Origin of the sequence: Pedobacter polaris, assembly GCF_005116505.1 — a bacterium.
GTDB lineage: Bacteria > Bacteroidota > Bacteroidia > Sphingobacteriales > Sphingobacteriaceae > Pedobacter > Pedobacter polaris.
This window is the reverse complement of the sequence record NZ_SWBR01000002.1, coordinates 460,664-477,840: the sequence shown is the minus strand read 5'-3', so window position 1 is coordinate 477,840 and position 17,177 is coordinate 460,664. Positions and strand designations below refer to the sequence as shown.

Here is a 17,177-nt window from a genome sequence, read left to right as displayed (position 1 = left end):
AAATAATAGAAAAGCCTTCAAGAAATTGAGGGCTTTTTTGTTTTTAAAACTTTATTAGATTTGAGATATGAATAGTATCATGGAAAATAAGTTATTGAAAAAACTACAAATTAAGTCTGGGTTTAAAATTAAAGTACTTAATGCCCCAGAAAACTTTCCTGTTATAATTGGCGATTTACCCACTGATATAGAATTTTCATTTAATGATAAAATAGGATTTGAAGCTTTACTAATTTTTGCAATTAATAAAGTAGACCTATTAGCTGCTTTAAAAGCAGAAGAAATAAACGCTAAGACAATCTGTTGGATTTTATACCCAAAAGCAAAAACTAAATTAGCTAGCGATTTAAACTTAATGCAAAGTTGGGAAGATTTAAAAACATTTAACTTCACTCCTTGTGGTTCTGCCGCTATAGATGAAATTTGGACGGCTTTAAGAATTAAGCCCGAAACAGAAATGAAAAGATCTGGGTTGGGAAATACAGAAATTGCTAATAGTGAATATGGTAATTATGTAGATGTTGTAAACAAGATCATTACCTTACCTGAAGATTTAGCAATTGAACTCAACAAACATTTATCTGCTTTTCAATTTTACCAACAATTATCTTATTCAAACAGAAAAGAATATGTGCTTTGGGTTGTATCTGCAAAGCAAGAAAAAACAAGATTAGATAGGATAGAAAAAGCAGTACAAAAATTGTCCGTAGGTAAGAAAAATCCTAGTGAAAAGTAATTTCAATAATGTCATCCTGAGCCTACCGAAGGACGTTTCGATAAGCTCAATGTGACAAATATTTTAATTATCCCTCTAAAACCTTATCAGGTGTAATAGGTAAACTCCTTATCCTTTTACCAGTAGCATTAAAAACCGCATTGGCTACAGCACCCGCAAAACCAATTAAAGCAATCTCTCCCATTCCCTTTGCTCCCATCGGATTGACAATAAAATCTGGTTTATCTATAAAAATTACATCAATTTCTGGCACATCGGCATGTACAGGAACATGATAATCGGCAAAATTGTTATTTACATAACGACCATAACGATTATCAAGCAATGCTTCTTCTGTTAAAGCCATACCTATGCCACCAACTGCGCCGCCAATCATCTGACTACGAGCAGTTTTAGGACTAACAATTTTACCAGAATCACCAACCGAAACGATTTTACTTACTTTAACTACACCAGTTAATTGATGCACCTTTACCTGCACAAAGTGGATAGAGAAAGAATACATAGAGTAATCTTTACCTTGTTGATTAGACTGAGATTGTTTAGTAACCTCAATCATAGGTAGATTATTTTTCTTCAGAACATCAACAAAATTTGATGTAGCATCCATATTTGAGTTTGCTGCTAATTCTGCAATAGTTGATTTTAATGAGACACAAACATCATTAACTGCTGTTCCTACTGTAGAAAGTGTAGCAGAGCCACCCTGACTTGGCGCTGGTGGTAAAGAAGAATCGCCCAGTTCAAAAGTAATTTTGTTTGTTGGGATATTTAATAATCTACTTGCAATTAACCCCATTCCTGTACCAGTTCCTGGGCCAATATCACTCGTTGCACTTTGTAAAACTAAAGTCCCGTCAGCCTTTAAAATACCTTTTACACTTGCTCTACCTCTACTGGCATTGAAAACCCCAATACTTACCCCATAACCAATCTGCCACGCACCATCAACAATACTTCCAGGTTTATTTTTTCTATTGCTCCAACCAATTTTAGCCGAACCTAATTTATAAGCCTCTTTAATGTTTTTGCTCGAAAATGGTATTTTCTTAGCGGGATCAATTTCAGGATCATTTTTCATTCTAAAATCCAATGGATCCATGTCTAAAGCATGTGCCATTTCATCAATTGCACTTTCTAAAGCAAAAGCTCCTGTCGCTTCACCTGGACCGCGCATCCAAATAGGCACGCTCATATCCAATGGAACAACATAGTAATTGGTGTTCACATTTTCAGAATCATACATGAACTTAGTCATGTTCACTACACCTTCGGTAAAATTTTCGTAAGTAGCAGTTTGTCCAAATGCAGTATGGGTAATTCCAGTGATCTTACCATCTTTTGTAGCACCTAAGCCAACTTTTTGATAAGCAGCAGGACGATTTCCGACCATGGTAAACATTTGATCACGTGTAACAACCAATTTAACAGGCTTCTTTAAATGTTTAGAGGCCATCACTGTGGCAATTTCAATTGGCCAAGTTTTTAAAGCCATTCCAAAACCACCTCCTACAAATTCAGAGTTTACCTGAATATTTTCTTGCGGAATTTTAAAAACATTGGCTATAGCTGCTTGTGCCGCTTTAACGCCTTGGGTTTTTGCGTAAACAGTAACTTGGTCATTTGCACACCAATCTGCAATAATCCCATGTAATTCCATCGGATTATGCGTTTCTACAGGCATGGTATAAATTTGCTCAATTTTTACTTCAGCAGTTTTATAAGCATCGGCTACACCTCGTATGTATGGTGGCTGACCTTGGAGTTTTTTAGCTTTTGCATCTTTAATGCTATTTTCAAAATCAGTGTTAAAAGCTTCTTTTTCATAATTTACTTTTACCAATGTTGCAGCATAAGTAGCTCTTTCAAAAGTATCTGCCACTACTAGAGCAATTGGCTGACCATTAAAAAAAACTTGGTCTGTATAAAAAATCTTCATTGGCGACCCACCGGCCTGCTCATAACCAGCCGCAACAGGTTTATTTAAATGAGATAACACATCTAAAACGCCAGGTGCACTCTTAGCCAATTTGGTATCGATAGTTGTAATCTTTCCCTTTGTAATGGTACTTGTTACTAAAACCCCATAAGTTAATCCAGGTAATTGATATTCAGCAAAATATTTCGCTTTTCCAGTTACCTTATCTACACCGTCTACGCGGTCGTTTTCATCTACAAAAAATTCCATTACGCTTTAGCTTTGGCTACGGTTAACGCTTCAATAATTGTATTTGGTGCCAATTTAAGTTTGAAATCATTTTCTCCAAACCCTTTCGCACCATTCATTGCCAATTTAGCAGCTGCTTCAAAATTGGCAATAGTAGCTTGTTTGCCCTTTAAAAAGTTTTCTGAAGCCGTTAAACGCCATGGTTTATGCGCCACACCTCCCATTGCCAAACGAACATTGCTAATTACACCATCCTTTAGCTCTAAAGCAGCTGCAACAGAAACTAAGGCAAATGCATAGGATGAACGATCTCTCACTTTTAAATAGTGGAAATTCTTATTCAAATTATTTAAAGGAATTTCTAATCTTACAATCAATTCACCTTTTTGAAGGTTATTGTCTTTTTCAGGGGTTGTTCCTGCCAAGCGATGAAAGTCTATAAAATTAATTTTTCTTTCGCCTTTGGTACTTGCAATAACCACTTGTGCTTCTAGTGCCACTAGTCCCACACACATATCGCTTGGATGTACGGCAATACAAGCTTCTGAGGTTCCAAATATTGCATGCATCCTATTATAGCCGCCAATGGCTCCGCAACCACTTCCAGGCTGACGTTTGTTGCAAGGCATTGTGGTATCATAAAAATAACCACAACGTGTGCGTTGCATCATGTTGCCGCCAACTGTAGCTACGTTTCGCAATTGTGCTGATGCGCCAGATTGTAAAGCCAACATTAACAAAGGAAATTTCTCCTTTACAATTGCATTTTCAGCCAGTGCAGAGTTGGATGTTAAAGCTCCAATACGTAAAACATTATTTTTAAGTTCAATTTGTTTAAGTGGTAAATGATTAATGTCAATTAATTTTTCTGGAGCTGTCACTCCTCTTTTCATTAGATCTACCAAATTGGTACCACCAGCAATAAAAGTAGCTTTTGGGTCTTTAGCAAGTAAATTCAATGCAGTTTTAACTACAGAAGTTCTTAAGTATTGGAAATTAATCATATCGTTGCTCCCTTCTCTTTTACTTCCTGTATGGCATCAACTATATTAGGGTAAGCTCCACATCTACAGATATTTCCACTCATATATTCTCTAATCTCTTCTTTAGAATTTGCATGTCCTTCACGTATGCAAGCAATCCCACTCATAATTTGTCCGGGTGTACAATATCCACATTGAAAACCATCGTGTTTAATAAAGGCAGCCTGCATAGGGTGCAATTCATCACCTTTAGCTAAGCCTTCAATGGTGGTAATGCTCTTACCTTCATTCATTACTGCTAAACTTAGGCAAGAATTAACTCGTTCACCATCTACATGTACGGTACATGCACCACATTGACCATGATCGCAGCCTTTTTTGGTACCGGTTAAATGCAATTGTTCTCTTAATAAATCTAACAAGGTAACCCTTGGCTCAACTTTAAGTACATAAGGTTTATTATTTACTTTTAAGTTTAAAGGAATTTTCTCGAATAGTTCCGCAAAACGTTCATCAACTTTGTTGTCTGCTGCTTTTAAAACCGTTAAAGGTGTTAAGGACAATGCAGTAAAAAGTGAAGTTTTCTTTAAGAAATCACGGCGAGTATCACCAGATTGGTTATTGTCAATTTCAGACATAGGAAAACAATTAATATTACAATGGGATATTTAGCTAAATATCGCAATAACAAAATTTGTTTTACTAGGTTTTGATAATTTAGAAGGAGTCTATTATAACTTTTATCATATAAACATTTTTGTCATTCTGAGCATCGCGAAGAATCTCAGTGTAGAAATCCACTGCCTAAATAAATCCTTCACTGTGTTCTTGATGACAAAGGTTGTTAGAAAACAATGTCAGTATTTCTTGGCATAAACAGCCTTTCTTTCCAATTTATTATCAATTTGTCATCCTGAGCCTGTCGAAGGAAGGTTTATATACAAGGCAGTGGTTCTTTGGGAGAAACAGTTTCCCTCAGAGTTAAAAACCCTTTTCATCCTTTGAATAAATGTAAAGTGTTGTAAAATTAAAGATTTATATACAGAGCTAACCAAATTAGCTTTAAATTGTTATTTTAGTATTTACTATTATGGTAAACTTATGATAATAAAGCAACTATACGCACCAAAAGAAATTAGATTTGATATTAATGATGGTATCAAAAATATTGATTCAACCGATACACAACAAGAGACTGAATTATATTTCTTGATTGGGTCTAGTCCTTCAGTAGGAAATATACTTCAAATGGGTTATAGAATACACGTAATAAGGCGTAGTGATAATGACGAATTACTAGGTTTCAGATTGGAACAAGGGTTTTCATATGATATTGAAAGTAAAGAAAAAGACCTAATTACTTTGACCGAAATGATAACGCTTTTCTACAGCACAGTAAAAGCGCATATAAGCGAAAACGCCAAAATAAAAATTTTAGAACAACCTGCCTGTGCTGACGTCGCTTCAAATACGATTAGTGAATTAGTCTCAAGGGGCGATTACCTTTAGTATATCTGAAAATGTTTTTTTAAAACTATATCATAATATGGGTAATTCGTTTTTCTATCCCATAATTACAATTATCTATTTATATATTACTAAGTTTGATGTAATTAAATAAATACAATTTTACATATTTATACAGAAGCGTTAACTTTTACACTTGCTTTTAAAATTCGCAAAATAATAAAGTACACAAATAATAGAGTTTCAATTCCTTGCTGTTAAGTGTGGTTTGAACTTTATTTGCAGAATGGGATTTTGCGGAGCCTTTAGAGCGGGTAATTGTTTTCGGTTCCACGCTTCATACTATATTGCCTTACTGGAACTGCAAGGCGCTCTCAGAAATGAAAAAATCTTTTGAAATTGTTCTAGGCTTCATAATACTTTTCGGCATAATGGCTTTAAGCTTTTATTGTAGTAATAAAAAAAACAGAACCGAGCCAGAAGCAGATTATGTCATAACCCCTAGGGATATGAACGGAATAGATACTATTAGAGCCTCAGACAGTCTGTATATCATACAATTCAAAATCATAAAAGTTATTCCAGATACGGTTGACAATGAAAGTCAAGACAAATATGACGAGGATAATTATGAATATGAAGAACAAGGTTTGTAACTACTAAAAAACGGAGAAATATGAGCAAAGAGTATTACAGATTTAGTATACCATTAAATTTAATATGCCTCGTGGTTTTGGCTTGTTTATTAACTTTGAAACTAAAATACAGTTACTATTTTATACTTAAAATACCACTCTTGATAGGACTAATAAATCTTTTTATGCTTAACTGGGTGAGTAAAAGAAAACTTATTGGCTTAATTTTCTGTGTGATTGCTTGCTTTTTCTTACCTGTGATAAAATATCCATTTAAAAAACAAGAATGGATAATGATTGATATTTTCGCAATATCAATCATATCAATAATTCTTTTATTTCATATTTACGATATTTGGAAATATAAACTTAATTTATTCAAAAAGGATGATTAATATTTTTATAAGAGGTTGACCTTTCTTTAAGGATGTATTTACTTATAAATCAAATTCTTCATTTACGCTAGATAAAATTTGGTTTTTATTAATAGATTTCTCCTCGTGAAGAACTCGTTCGAAATGACGATGAGACACAAAAAATTCGCAAAGGAGATTGCCACGGCTCGCTCTAGCCCAACACAGCCTCGCAATGACGATTTATTGAATAAAAAAAGCCACAGGCATCAGATTAAATCTGTGCATCTGCGGCTATAATTTATCGAGTGAGATTGCTTCGGGCGGTTAAAACCGACCCTCGCAGTGACGAGTTATTGTTTAAGCATAAGCAACTGCATCCTTAGATGGTAGTTTGCTATAACCCATTAAATATTCATCTACTTTTCTAGCAGTTTCCCTACCTTCAGAAATGGCCCAAACTACTAGAGATTGACCCCTACGCATATCTCCAGCGGCAAAAACCTTAGGGATATTGGTTTGGAAATTACCTTCGATAGCTTTCACATTGCCTCTTTCATCAAGTTCTACCCCAAGTTTTTCTAATAATCCCTGTTTTTGAGGATGTAAGAAACCCATCGCCAATAAAACCAATTCGCAAGGATATTCTTTTTCTGTTCCTGGAATTTCTTTAAAGCCTAATGCTCTTCCATTGGCATCAATTTCCCATTGCACTTCAATTACGCTCAATGATTTTAAATTACCGTTTTCATCAGCATTGAATTTCTGTGTGTTAACCGCCCAGTTTCTGTGTGCACCTTCTTCATGAGATGAAGTTACTTTTAACAACATTGGGTATTGTGGCCAAGGCATGTGTTCAGTTCTGCTTTGCGGTGGCATAGGCATAATCTCAAATTGAGTAACAGATTTAGCGCCATGACGGTTTGAAGTACCAATACAATCAGAACCAGTATCACCACCACCAATAACAATTACATTTTTGCCTGTTGCTTTTATTTCTTTTCCTTCAACAGCTCTACCACTAACGCGTTTATTTTGCTGCTTTAAGAAATCCATTGCAGGGTAAATGCCCTCCAATTCTCTTCCTGATAAATTTAAATCTCTCGGAATAGTAGAACCACCAGCTAAAACTAAGGCTTGGTAATCTCTTAATAAGGTACTTAGTTCTACATTTTCACCCACATTTGCATTGCATTTAAATACTATACCCTCTTCCTCCATTAATTTAACTCTACGCTCCACTACATCTTTCTGTAGTTTAAAATCTGGAATACCATAACGTAATAAACCGCCTGGCACATCATCACGTTCAAAAACCACTACCTCATGACCAGCCTTATTTAATTGAGCTGCAGCAGCTAAACCCGCAGGTCCAGACCCAATTACAGCTACTTTTTTACCAGTTCTAATTAATGGTGCGTTCGCTTTAATGTAACCTTTATCGAAGGCAATTTCTATAATATGTTTTTCAATTTCCTCGATAGATACTGGAGATTTGTTAATTCCTAACACGCAAGCGCTTTCGCACGGTGCAGGGCAAATTCTACCAGTAAACTCCGGAAAATTATTAGTACTTAATAGAATCTCAGCTGCATTTAACCAATCGCCCTTGTAAACGGCATCATTAAATTCTGGAATCACATTTCCTAACGGGCAACCCGATTGGCAAAAAGGCACACCACAATCCATGCAACGAGCAGCTTGATGATTCAATTGCTCTGGTGGAAGTGGGTTTAAAAATTCATTATAATGTTCTAGGCGTTCGCTAGGTTGTTGTCTGGTAGGCGAAACTCTTTCGTACTCCAAAAATCCTGTAACTTTTCCCATCTTAATTGATTTTAACTTGTTGACGTTGTAATAAAACTGCTTTGTATTCTTTAGGGAATACCTTTACGAAGTGTGTTGATTGATTTTCCCAATCGCTTAAGATAAATTCTGCAACCCTACTGTTAGTTAATCGAATATGATTTTTTAACAGTGTAGTAATTCTTTCTTCATCCTCTGCTTGTAGTGGATCAAGATCAACCATTTCTGGATTACATTTATTCGCAAAAGTTTTGCTTACATCGTAAATCCAAGCGATACCTCCACTCATACCTGCTGCGAAATTGCTACCTGTGTCTCCAAGTACCAAAACTTCACCACCAGTCATGTATTCGCAACCGTGATCACCTACTCCTTCTACAACCGATGTTGCACCAGAGTTACGAACAGCAAAACGTTCGCCTGCTTTGCCTCTAATGTACAATTCACCTGAAGTAGCGCCGTACAAAGCCACATTACCAATTATAATGTTTTGCTCTGGCACATAGTTGATATTACTGAACGGGTAAACTACCAATTTAGCACCAGACAAGCCCTTACCTACATAATCATTTCCTTCGCCTTCTAACGTTAAGGTTAATCCTTTAGCAGCAAATGCACCAAAACTTTGACCTGCAGAACCGAAACATTTAAAGTTGATAGTGTCTGCAGGTAAACCTGCACTTTTATGAACTTTGGAAATCTCATTAGAAAGCATGGTTCCTATAGCCCTATCTGTGTTTTTAACTTCAAAATTAGCAAAAACAGGTTCGTTGTTTAATATGGCAGGTTGTGCTTTTTCAATCAATTGATGATCTAAAACATTGGCCAATCCATGATCTTGGAATTCTGTTTGATACAATGGTAAACCATTATCTGGCTCTTTATACAAGATTGGTGCTAAGTTTACATATTTCAATTTCCAATCTGCATCTGCAATCTCTCTCATTTGTAAAACTTGAGATTGGCCAATCATCTCATTAATGGTTTTAAAACCAAGCTCAGCCATAATTTCACGTAGCTCTTCTGCTAAGAAATAGAATAGATTTACCACATGATCTGCATCACCAGTAAATAGTTTTCTTAATTCTGGATCTTGAGTAGCCACACCTACCGGACAAGTATTTAAATGGCATTTGCGCATCATAATACAGCCAGAAGTTACCAAAGCTGCAGTTGCAACACCCCACTCTTCAGCACCTAATAAAGCAGCTATAGCAATATCGCGACCAGTTTTTAACTGACCATCAGTTTGTAATACTACTCTACCTCTTAATCTATTTTTAACCAAAGTTTGGTGCGCTTCGGCTAAACCTAATTCCCAAGGTAGGCCAGTATGTTGAATAGAGGTTAGAGGAGACGCACCTGTACCCCCATCATAGCCTGAAACCAAAATCACATCAGCATGTGCTTTGGCCACACCTGCTGCAATTGTACCTACACCGGCTTTAGAAACAAGTTTTACGTTAATTCTAGCAGCTCTATTAGAATTTTTTAAGTCAAAGATTAACTGTGCTAAATCTTCAATTGAGTAAATATCATGGTGTGGTGGAGGAGAAATTAAACCAACCCCAGGTGTAGCATGACGAACTCTTGCAATCCAGTCATCTACTTTATGACCAGGCAACTGTCCACCTTCACCAGGTTTTGCTCCTTGTGCCATTTTAATCTGTAGCTCATCAGCATTGGTTAAATAATTACTGGTTACGCCAAAACGTGCTGATGCAATTTGTTTAATAGCCGAACGCATTGAATCGCCATTTGCTAATTTTTCATAGCGCATGTCATCCTCACCACCTTCTCCTGTATTGCTTTTTCCGCCAATGCGGTTCATGGCAATTGCTAAAGTAGAGTGTGCTTCGTGAGAAATTGAACCAAACGACATTGCCCCTGTTGCAAATCTTTTTAAGATAGATTCTGTAGATTCAACTTCATCTAAGCTAACTGCAGGGCGAGCATAATTAAATTCTAATAAACCACGAATGGTATAAGCTTGTTGTGTTTGCTCGTTAATTAACTTAGAATATCTTTTGAAAGTTGCATAGTTATTCGTTCTTGTCGCATTTTGTAACAAGTGAATGGTTTCTGGATTAAACAAGTGTTTTTCTCCACGTCTTCTCCATTTATATGTTCCACCAGTTGGTAAAATAGGTTCTGCTTGGGTTTTTGGTCCAAAACTACGACGATGTTTAATTAGCGTTTCATGCGCAATTTCATCTAAACCTAAACCACCAATACGAGATACCGCACCTGTAAAATGTGTATTAACCACTTGCTCATTGATACCCAAAATCTCAAAGATTTGAGCACCGTGATAAGATTGTAAAGTAGAAATTCCCATTTTAGAGAAAATCTTTAACAAACCATTATTTACAGCATAGATATAATTTGAAATTAATTTTTCTGGTTTTAAACCACTTTCTGTATCAAACCTTCTAATGGTTTCTAACGCTAAATAAGGATTTACCGCTGTTGCACCAAAGCCGATTAAGGTTGCAAAATGATGTACTTCCCAAACATCACCAGCTTCTACTACAATCCCAACTGCACCACGATATCCTTTTCTAATTAAGTGATGGTGAACAGAAGAAACCGCTAATAAAGATGGAATAGCAGCATGTTCTGAATCGATTGCTCTATCCGAAAGTACAATTACTTGGAAACCATCTTCTACAGCATCTACAGCATAGCGACATAAACGGTCTAAAGCTTTTTGCATTGCGCCTGGTTTTCCATCTGCTCTAAAATACATTTGTAATGTTTTAGATTGGAATAAACCAGTATCTATACTACGTAGCTTCTCTAATTCTAAATTGGTTAATATAGGATGTTTAATGCCTACGCAATGGCATTGCATCTGGTTTTCTTCTAATAAGTTACCATTATTACCCATAAACCCAGCCAAACTCATCACTACTTTCTCACGAATTGGATCAATTGGCGGATTGGTTACCTGTGCAAACAATTGCTTAAAGTAAGAGGAAAGATGTTGAGGTTGCTTAGATAAAATCGCCAATGGAGTATCTGTACCCATGGATCCAATTGCCTCTTTACCTTCAATAGCCATTGGTTTCAATAACAAATCAATGTCTTCTCTACTATATCCAAAAACTTGTTGGTATTTAAAGATAGAATCTTCTGCCAAGTTGGTAAACATTACCCTTGGTTCTGGTAATTCTTCTAATTTTATTTGGTATTGATTAATCCAATCGGCATATGGTCTGCGGCTGCAAACTTGTTGTTTAATTTCTTGATCACTGATAATTCGGCCTTGTTGCATATCTACTACAAACATTTTGCCTGGAGTTAATCTGCCTTTTTCAATTACCGTGCTCTGGTCAATTGCCAATGCGCCAGATTCTGACGCCATAATTACCCTGTCATCGCTGGTTAGCGCATAACGAGACGGACGTAAGCCATTTCGATCTAAAGTTGCGCCGATTAACCTACCATCTGTAAAAGCGATAGCTGCAGGCCCATCCCAAGGTTCCATTAATGAAGCATGGAATTCATAAAATGCCTTTTTAATCGGATCCATGTCCTCATTTCCGTCCCAAGCTTCAGGAATTAACATCATCAATACATGTGGCAATGAACGACCAGCATGTAATAACAATTCAACTACGTTATCTAAACAGCCAGAATCAGATTGCGTTTCATCAATTACTGGAAGAATCATATTCAATTCTTCTGGCGTAAAATATGGAGATGCGAATGATTTAACACTAGATCTAAACCAATTTAAGTTACCTTGTAAGGTATTGATCTCGCCATTATGGGCGATAAATCTAAAAGGTTGCGCTAATCTCCAAGATGGAAAAGTATTGGTTGCAAAACGTGAGTGAACTAAACCAAAGGCCGAAACCATACGTTTGTCACTTAACTCTGTAAAATAGGTTCTAACTTGCAAAGAAGTTAGCTGACCTTTATATATAATAGTACGAGAAGAAAAAGAAACAATATAAAAATCTTCTTTACTTCCGGCTACTGTATTGTAAATCGTTTTGGTTAAATAAGTCTTAAGTACGAATAGTTTACGTTCAAAATCTGCCCCCTCAGCAATATGATAAGGTCTAGCCACAAACACTTGTTCAATTTCTGGCTCTACAGACAGCGCCATATTGCCTATATCTGTAGTATCAATCTGTACTTTTCTAAAACCCAGTACTTCTAGTCCAAGTTTTTCTGCAGTACGATAAATAATTTCACGACACTCCTCTCTGGCACGAATTTCTTTAGGCAAAAAGAGTTGGCCAACGCCATAATCGCCATAGGCAGGTAAACTGAAACCAGTTCTCAAACATTCGTCAAATAAAAATTCATGAGGCACTTGAATCATAATCCCTGCTCCGTCGCCTGTATTTGGTTCAGCACCACAAGCACCACGATGATCTAGGTTTTCGAGAATGGTAATGGCATCTGAGATAATTTGGTGGGATTTTCGCCCCTTTACATGCGCAACGAAACCAATGCCACAGGCATCATGTTCGAAGCTTTTACGGTATAATCCTTGTTGTTCATTCAAGTGGTTCATTCTATTGGTATTAGTTAGTGTATAGGAAACACTAAGATACTCATTTTTTATGACAAATTACATAATCGGTAATATTTTTGAGATAGATTTATATTTTACCCACAAATTAGAGTAATTATTACAATTATGGCAATTGATATCGTTATCATTTACCATATTGTTAATATGAAAAAATACTATTCTTGCATAAGAAATTGAATTTAGGGGAATTGAAAAGGTTTTTGACGTGCAATTATTTATGTAAATCTGACTTTCCATTGTATCTTTTGGTCATGAAAGACGATTAAAAGGATGCCTCCTACCAAAGGTTGAAGCAACGGGAAATTTTACTGTGAGGGATAGCAGTTTGCCAAGAACCACTCCAATTAAATTATAAACCTTATTGTAATGAAAAGAAGGACTGAAAATGCCGATAAGCATGACCATAGTTTTTCAAATTATACAATATAAAATGCTAACTCAACAATAAAACAATACATCAGTAAAATATAACCGCCTATAACAAACTAACAATCAGTAATATATGTTTTAATCTAATTTTTCGCACATTTCTTTTTGTAAAACGCTTCCTTTTTCTACCTTTGTGCCGGGCAAGTCTTTTACGATCAGCTCCCTTTGAACTCCCCCAGGGCGGGAACGAAGCAAGGGTAGAAGGTTGTAGCGGTGCGATAAAAGTTGCTTGCCCATTTTTTCCCCTTACCCCCTGAAGGGGCGATGTTAAACTAATCAGGGTTTTTGTCATTTTAAATTTTCCTCACGGAATTCTAGGGACTATGAAATTTTTTATTGATACCGCAAATCTTGATAACATTAAAGAAGCACAAGATTTAGGCGTTTTAGATGGAGTAACTACTAACCCAAGCCTAATGGCCAAAGAAGGTATTACCGGCGAAGCGAATGTATTGGCTCATTACAAAGCGATTTGTGATATTGTTGATGATAATGTAAGTGCTGAAGTAATTGCTACTGATTATGATGGCATTATTAAAGAAGGTGAAGCATTAGCTGCTTTAAACCCTAAAATTGTGGTTAAAGTACCTATGATTAAAGATGGTATTAAAGCCATTAAATATTTTTCTGGAAAAGGAATTAGAACCAACTGTACTTTAATTTTCTCTCCAGGACAGGCATTATTGGCTGCTAAGGCTGGTGCAAGTTATGTATCTCCATTTTTAGGTCGTTTAGATGATATTTCTACTGATGGTTTACAATTAATTGAAGATATCCGTTTAATTTTTGATAACTACGGTTACCCTACTGAAATTTTAGCTGCATCAATACGTGGTCCATTACATATTGTAGCATGTGCTAAATTAGGTGCTGATGTAATTACAGCTCCTTTAGCTGCTATTACAGCTTTATTAAAACACCCATTAACTGATAGTGGTTTAGCTACTTTCTTAGCAGATCATGCTAAAGCAAGCGGAAAATAATCGATCGTCATCCCGATCATTAAACATATTGAAAGCCTCGAATATTTCGAGGCTTTTTTTATTTTGTCATCCTGAGTGAAACGAAGAACCCCGAAGGCCTCAGCGAAGCTAATCTCTGAAGTAAATTCATGCTGAGATTCCCCAAAGTCGGAATGACAATACCAGCTAATTTGCTAGAACTTCTTTCACTTTATCATAATCAATCTGCTCGTCAGGTTCAATTAAGATGCCCTTCACTCCTGCTCCATTTGCTGCTTCAACGTCTCTTGTTTTATCTCCAATCATAACAGATAAAGTTGGATCGATATCGTATTTTGCAATTGCATCTAATATCATCCCAGAACCTGGTTTTCTACATAAGCACGGATCGTTAACAGTTGGATGATGCGGGCAATGGTAGGCATCCTTAAAGGTTACGCCTTGTTTTTGATAAGTATTAAATAAAATCTGGTGCATTTCTGCTAGGCCCTGTTCTGTATATCTATTTAAGGCAATTCCGCCTTGGTTGGTAATTACAATTAATAAATACCCTTCATCATAAAATTTCTTTAATGGTGGAATTTGATATTCCAATACTTCAAAATCCTCTACCCTACATATATAATCGTTTATCTCGTGATTTAAAACTCCATCTCTATCTAAAAAAATTGCTTTATTCTTCATTCTGCTAATATCTTAATAATTTTCGTCTTCTCCATCTTGAGGCATCCTAGCGAACGAGGAACAGTGATATAGCTCTTGGCTAAGAATTGCTGGCTTAATGAGAACAGAAATTTGGTAAGTGCTCATGAAACTTAGAGATTTCTCAATCGCAAAAGCTCATTTCGAAATGACGTTATCCACTTCTCGTATAAATGATGAAGATATTCGTAAAAAAAATTATCTTTATTCTCTAATCTTGTTCAAATGAGTAAAGAAGAATTTAAACCTTTTGTACCTGCAGAAAGTAATGTTGCAGAGTTTACCATCAAATCAATTTTATTAGGCTGTATTGCCGGAATAATTTTTGGAGCAGCAACCGTATATTTGGCCTTAAAGGCTGGATTAACAGTTTCAGCCTCAATTCCAATTGCAGTATTGGCCATTACATTAGGTAAAAGGTTCTTCAAAACTACCATATTAGAAAATAACATTATCCAAACTACTGGCTCTGCGGGCGAATCTATTGCTGCTGGAGTAGTTTTTACCTTACCAGGATTTCTATTCTTAAGCGGCATTGGAGGTCAGAGCTCTGGAGAAGCTTTTTTCAATTACATGACCATTTTAATTCTCGCCATTTTAGGTGGGATCTTAGGCACATTGATGATGATTCCCCTCAGAAGATCTTTGATTGTTAAAGAACACGATAATTTACCTTATCCTGAAGGTACGGCTTGTGCCTCAGTTCTGCAAGCAGGAGAAAAAGGGGGTAGTTTTGCTCGTACAGCTTTCTGGGGATTAGGTTTTTCTTTGGTATATGCATTAATGCAGAAAGTATTCCATGTAGTAGCAGAGGCTCCAACTTGGGCATCTAAACAAACCAATAAATTCCTACCATCAGCCCAAATTAGTGGAGAAATTACTCCAGAATATATGGGTGTGGGTTACATTATTGGTCCAAAAATAGCGGGTGTTTTAGTGGCAGGCGGTGTTTTAGCCTGGTTAGCTTTAATCCCATTACTCTCAACTTTGATAGATCCATTAGTTGCTGCAAAGCAATTGGTTAAATTAGGTTTACTAGCAGATATTACTAAACCTGGTGGTGCTGGTAGCTGGGACCCGATGACACAAACTTTTGCAGATTACCCTCGAGCTATTTACCAAGCATTTGTAAAGCAAATTGGTGCCGGAGCAGTTGCTGCTGGGGGTTTCATTACTTTATTAAAAACCATTCCTACTATCATTTCTTCATTTAAAGAGAGTGTGAGTTCTATTAAAGAAGGTAAAGCTGGTGGTGTAGTTAAACGTACCGATAGAGATCTATCTATCAAAATTGTAGGTATTGGAAGTTTAGCCTTAATTTTATTGATGGCGGTTTTACCCCAAATTCCTGGTGATAGCATTGTTAATAAACTCTTAATTGGGGTTTTGGTGATTGTATTTGGTGCATTTTTCGTTACCGTTTCTAGTCGAATTGTAGGTTTAATTGGCTCTAGTAATAATCCAATTTCTGGGATGACCATTGCTACCATTATGGGAACTTGTTTGGTTTTTATAGCTGTTGGATGGACTGGCAAAATATATGAGCCAATGGCCTTAGTAGTTGGCGGAATGATTTGTATTGCCGCTGCAAATGCAGGAGCAACATCACAAGATTTAAAAACCGGCTATTTAATTGGAGCAACACCGAAATACCAGCAGATTGCTTTATTTATTGGTGCAATTGTATCTTCTATAGTAATTGGCTTAACAGTAAGAATTTTAGATACCCCAACTGCCGAAATGCTAAAACAAGGCATTCATCATGCTATTGGAACAGAAACTTATGCTGCGCCACAGGCTACTTTAATGGCCACATTAATTAAAGGAATGTTGTCATTTAATTTAGATTGGCAGTATGTGTTGGTTGGGGTTTTTATTGCCATAACAATTGAACTTTGTGGAATTAATGCACTTTCATTTGCAGTTGGAGCTTATTTGCCATTATCTACTACCCTTCCAATTTTTGCAGGTGGTGCAATTAAAGGTTTAATCAATTGGAAAGAAAAACAAAAGGCTAAATCTGCTGAAGAGGAAGAAATTGCACCGGGCAACTTATTTGCTACAGGCTTAGTGGCAGGTGGTGCCATTGCAGGTGTTATCGTAGCTATTTTAATGGTTATTCCTGCTGTAAGAGACAATTTGAGTAAAGTAAACATCGAACCCTTATTTACCAGTTGGTTTGGTGATGGTGGTTACCAGATTTTAGGGGTACTGTTCTTCTTGTTTATGGGATTTGTGTTGTATAACATCGGTATTAAAAAACAAGAGAAGATATAAGGGAAATTTACGACCCTTCGACAGGCTCAGGGTGACATCCTCTTTTTACAGTCATAAGTAGTGACTTACCTGCTTTAGTTTTTACCACATAGGGACATAGTAAATATA

The 17,177-nt window shown here is 36.3% G+C and carries 12 protein-coding genes and 1 other RNA gene; 7 read left to right on the top strand and 6 right to left on the bottom strand.

Annotation, left to right across the window (positions count from 1 at the left end; all coding sequences use genetic code 11):
- Positions 1–79 precede the first annotated feature (79 nt).
- Complete coding sequence (locus tag FA048_RS08250; RefSeq protein ID WP_169306838.1) at positions 80–736, top strand: YdeI/OmpD-associated family protein; 657 nt, start codon at positions 80–82, stop codon at positions 734–736.
- A gap of 67 nt (positions 737–803) precedes the next feature.
- Here the strand turns inward: FA048_RS08250 and FA048_RS08245 are convergent, their stop codons facing one another.
- Genes FA048_RS08245 through FA048_RS08235 form a run of 3 tightly spaced genes read right to left on the bottom strand, consistent with a single transcriptional unit; the run spans position 804 to position 4,524 of the window.
- Complete coding sequence (locus tag FA048_RS08245; RefSeq protein WP_136839760.1) at positions 804–2,924, bottom strand: xanthine dehydrogenase family protein molybdopterin-binding subunit; 2,121 nt, start codon at positions 2,922–2,924, stop codon at positions 804–806.
- On the bottom strand, positions 2,924–3,907 hold the full coding sequence (locus FA048_RS08240; RefSeq protein WP_136839758.1) for an FAD binding domain-containing protein: 984 nt from the start codon (positions 3,905–3,907) through the stop codon (positions 2,924–2,926). Before FA048_RS08240 ends, FA048_RS08245 begins: the two co-directional genes overlap by 1 nt.
- Entirely contained in the window at positions 3,904–4,524 is a 621-nt protein-coding gene (locus FA048_RS08235; protein ID WP_136839756.1) for a (2Fe-2S)-binding protein, read from the bottom strand. Before FA048_RS08235 ends, FA048_RS08240 begins: the two co-directional genes overlap by 4 nt.
- Positions 4,525–4,987: 463 nt before the next feature.
- On the opposite strand from FA048_RS08235, the gene FA048_RS08230 reads away from it, so the two are divergent.
- The 3 genes from FA048_RS08230 to FA048_RS20085 all read left to right on the top strand — a co-directional run bounded on the left by FA048_RS08230 (position 4,988) and on the right by FA048_RS20085 (position 6,383).
- Positions 4,988–5,395, top strand: coding sequence for a hypothetical protein (locus FA048_RS08230; RefSeq protein ID WP_136839754.1), 408 nt, complete (start codon positions 4,988–4,990; stop codon positions 5,393–5,395).
- 467 nt (positions 5,396–5,862) lie between these two features.
- Complete coding sequence (locus FA048_RS19700) at positions 5,863–6,009, top strand: hypothetical protein (RefSeq protein ID WP_169306837.1); 147 nt, start codon at positions 5,863–5,865, stop codon at positions 6,007–6,009.
- A gap of 20 nt (positions 6,010–6,029) precedes the next feature.
- Positions 6,030–6,383 (top strand): DUF6804 family protein, encoded by a 354-nt coding sequence (locus FA048_RS20085; protein WP_394347485.1) that lies wholly within the window; start codon positions 6,030–6,032, stop codon positions 6,381–6,383.
- A gap of 318 nt (positions 6,384–6,701) precedes the next feature.
- On the opposite strand, the gene FA048_RS08225 is transcribed toward FA048_RS20085, so the two are convergent.
- A complete protein-coding gene (locus tag FA048_RS08225; RefSeq protein ID WP_136839752.1) occupies positions 6,702–8,168 on the bottom strand; it encodes a glutamate synthase subunit beta in 1,467 nt (488 codons plus the stop codon).
- Position 8,169: 1 nt separating this feature from the next.
- Positions 8,170–12,678, bottom strand: coding sequence for a glutamate synthase large subunit (gltB, locus tag FA048_RS08220; protein WP_136839751.1), 4,509 nt, complete (start codon positions 12,676–12,678; stop codon positions 8,170–8,172).
- Between the two features lie 588 nt (positions 12,679–13,266).
- Here gltB and ffs point away from each other — a divergent pair.
- An RNA gene (gene ffs, locus FA048_RS08215) (signal recognition particle sRNA small type) lies at positions 13,267–13,366 on the top strand.
- A gap of 85 nt (positions 13,367–13,451) precedes the next feature.
- Positions 13,452–14,111, top strand: coding sequence for a fructose-6-phosphate aldolase (gene fsa / locus FA048_RS08210; RefSeq protein ID WP_136839749.1), 660 nt, complete (start codon positions 13,452–13,454; stop codon positions 14,109–14,111).
- A gap of 165 nt (positions 14,112–14,276) precedes the next feature.
- On the opposite strand, the gene FA048_RS08205 is transcribed toward fsa, so the two are convergent.
- Positions 14,277–14,774 carry a D-glycero-alpha-D-manno-heptose-1,7-bisphosphate 7-phosphatase gene (locus FA048_RS08205; RefSeq protein WP_136839747.1) on the bottom strand — a complete coding sequence of 166 codons (498 nt, stop codon included), beginning with the start codon at positions 14,772–14,774 and terminating at the stop codon, positions 14,277–14,279.
- Between the two features lie 243 nt (positions 14,775–15,017).
- On the opposite strand from FA048_RS08205, the gene FA048_RS08200 reads away from it, so the two are divergent.
- Complete coding sequence (locus FA048_RS08200; protein WP_136839745.1) at positions 15,018–17,069, top strand: OPT family oligopeptide transporter; 2,052 nt, start codon at positions 15,018–15,020, stop codon at positions 17,067–17,069.
- The last annotated feature ends 108 nt before the right edge of the window (positions 17,070–17,177 follow it).

Coding starts and splice junctions, on each gene's coding strand:
- FA048_RS08250 (WP_169306838.1), top strand. CDS start 80: ATGGAAAATAAGTTATTGAAAAAACTACAAATTAAGTCTGGGTTTAAA.
- FA048_RS08245 (WP_136839760.1), bottom strand. CDS start 2,924: ATGGAATTTTTTGTAGATGAAAACGACCGCGTAGACGGTGTAGATAAG.
- FA048_RS08240 (WP_136839758.1), bottom strand. CDS start 3,907: ATGATTAATTTCCAATACTTAAGAACTTCTGTAGTTAAAACTGCATTG.
- FA048_RS08235 (WP_136839756.1), bottom strand. CDS start 4,524: ATGTCTGAAATTGACAATAACCAATCTGGTGATACTCGCCGTGATTTC.
- FA048_RS08230 (WP_136839754.1), top strand. CDS start 4,988: ATGATAATAAAGCAACTATACGCACCAAAAGAAATTAGATTTGATATT.
- FA048_RS19700 (WP_169306837.1), top strand. CDS start 5,863: ATGAACGGAATAGATACTATTAGAGCCTCAGACAGTCTGTATATCATA.
- FA048_RS20085 (WP_394347485.1), top strand. CDS start 6,030: ATGAGCAAAGAGTATTACAGATTTAGTATACCATTAAATTTAATATGC.
- FA048_RS08225 (WP_136839752.1), bottom strand. CDS start 8,168: ATGGGAAAAGTTACAGGATTTTTGGAGTACGAAAGAGTTTCGCCTACC.
- gltB (WP_136839751.1), bottom strand. CDS start 12,678: ATGAACCACTTGAATGAACAACAAGGATTATACCGTAAAAGCTTCGAA.
- fsa (WP_136839749.1), top strand. CDS start 13,452: ATGAAATTTTTTATTGATACCGCAAATCTTGATAACATTAAAGAAGCA.
- FA048_RS08205 (WP_136839747.1), bottom strand. CDS start 14,774: ATGAAGAATAAAGCAATTTTTTTAGATAGAGATGGAGTTTTAAATCAC.
- FA048_RS08200 (WP_136839745.1), top strand. CDS start 15,018: ATGAGTAAAGAAGAATTTAAACCTTTTGTACCTGCAGAAAGTAATGTT.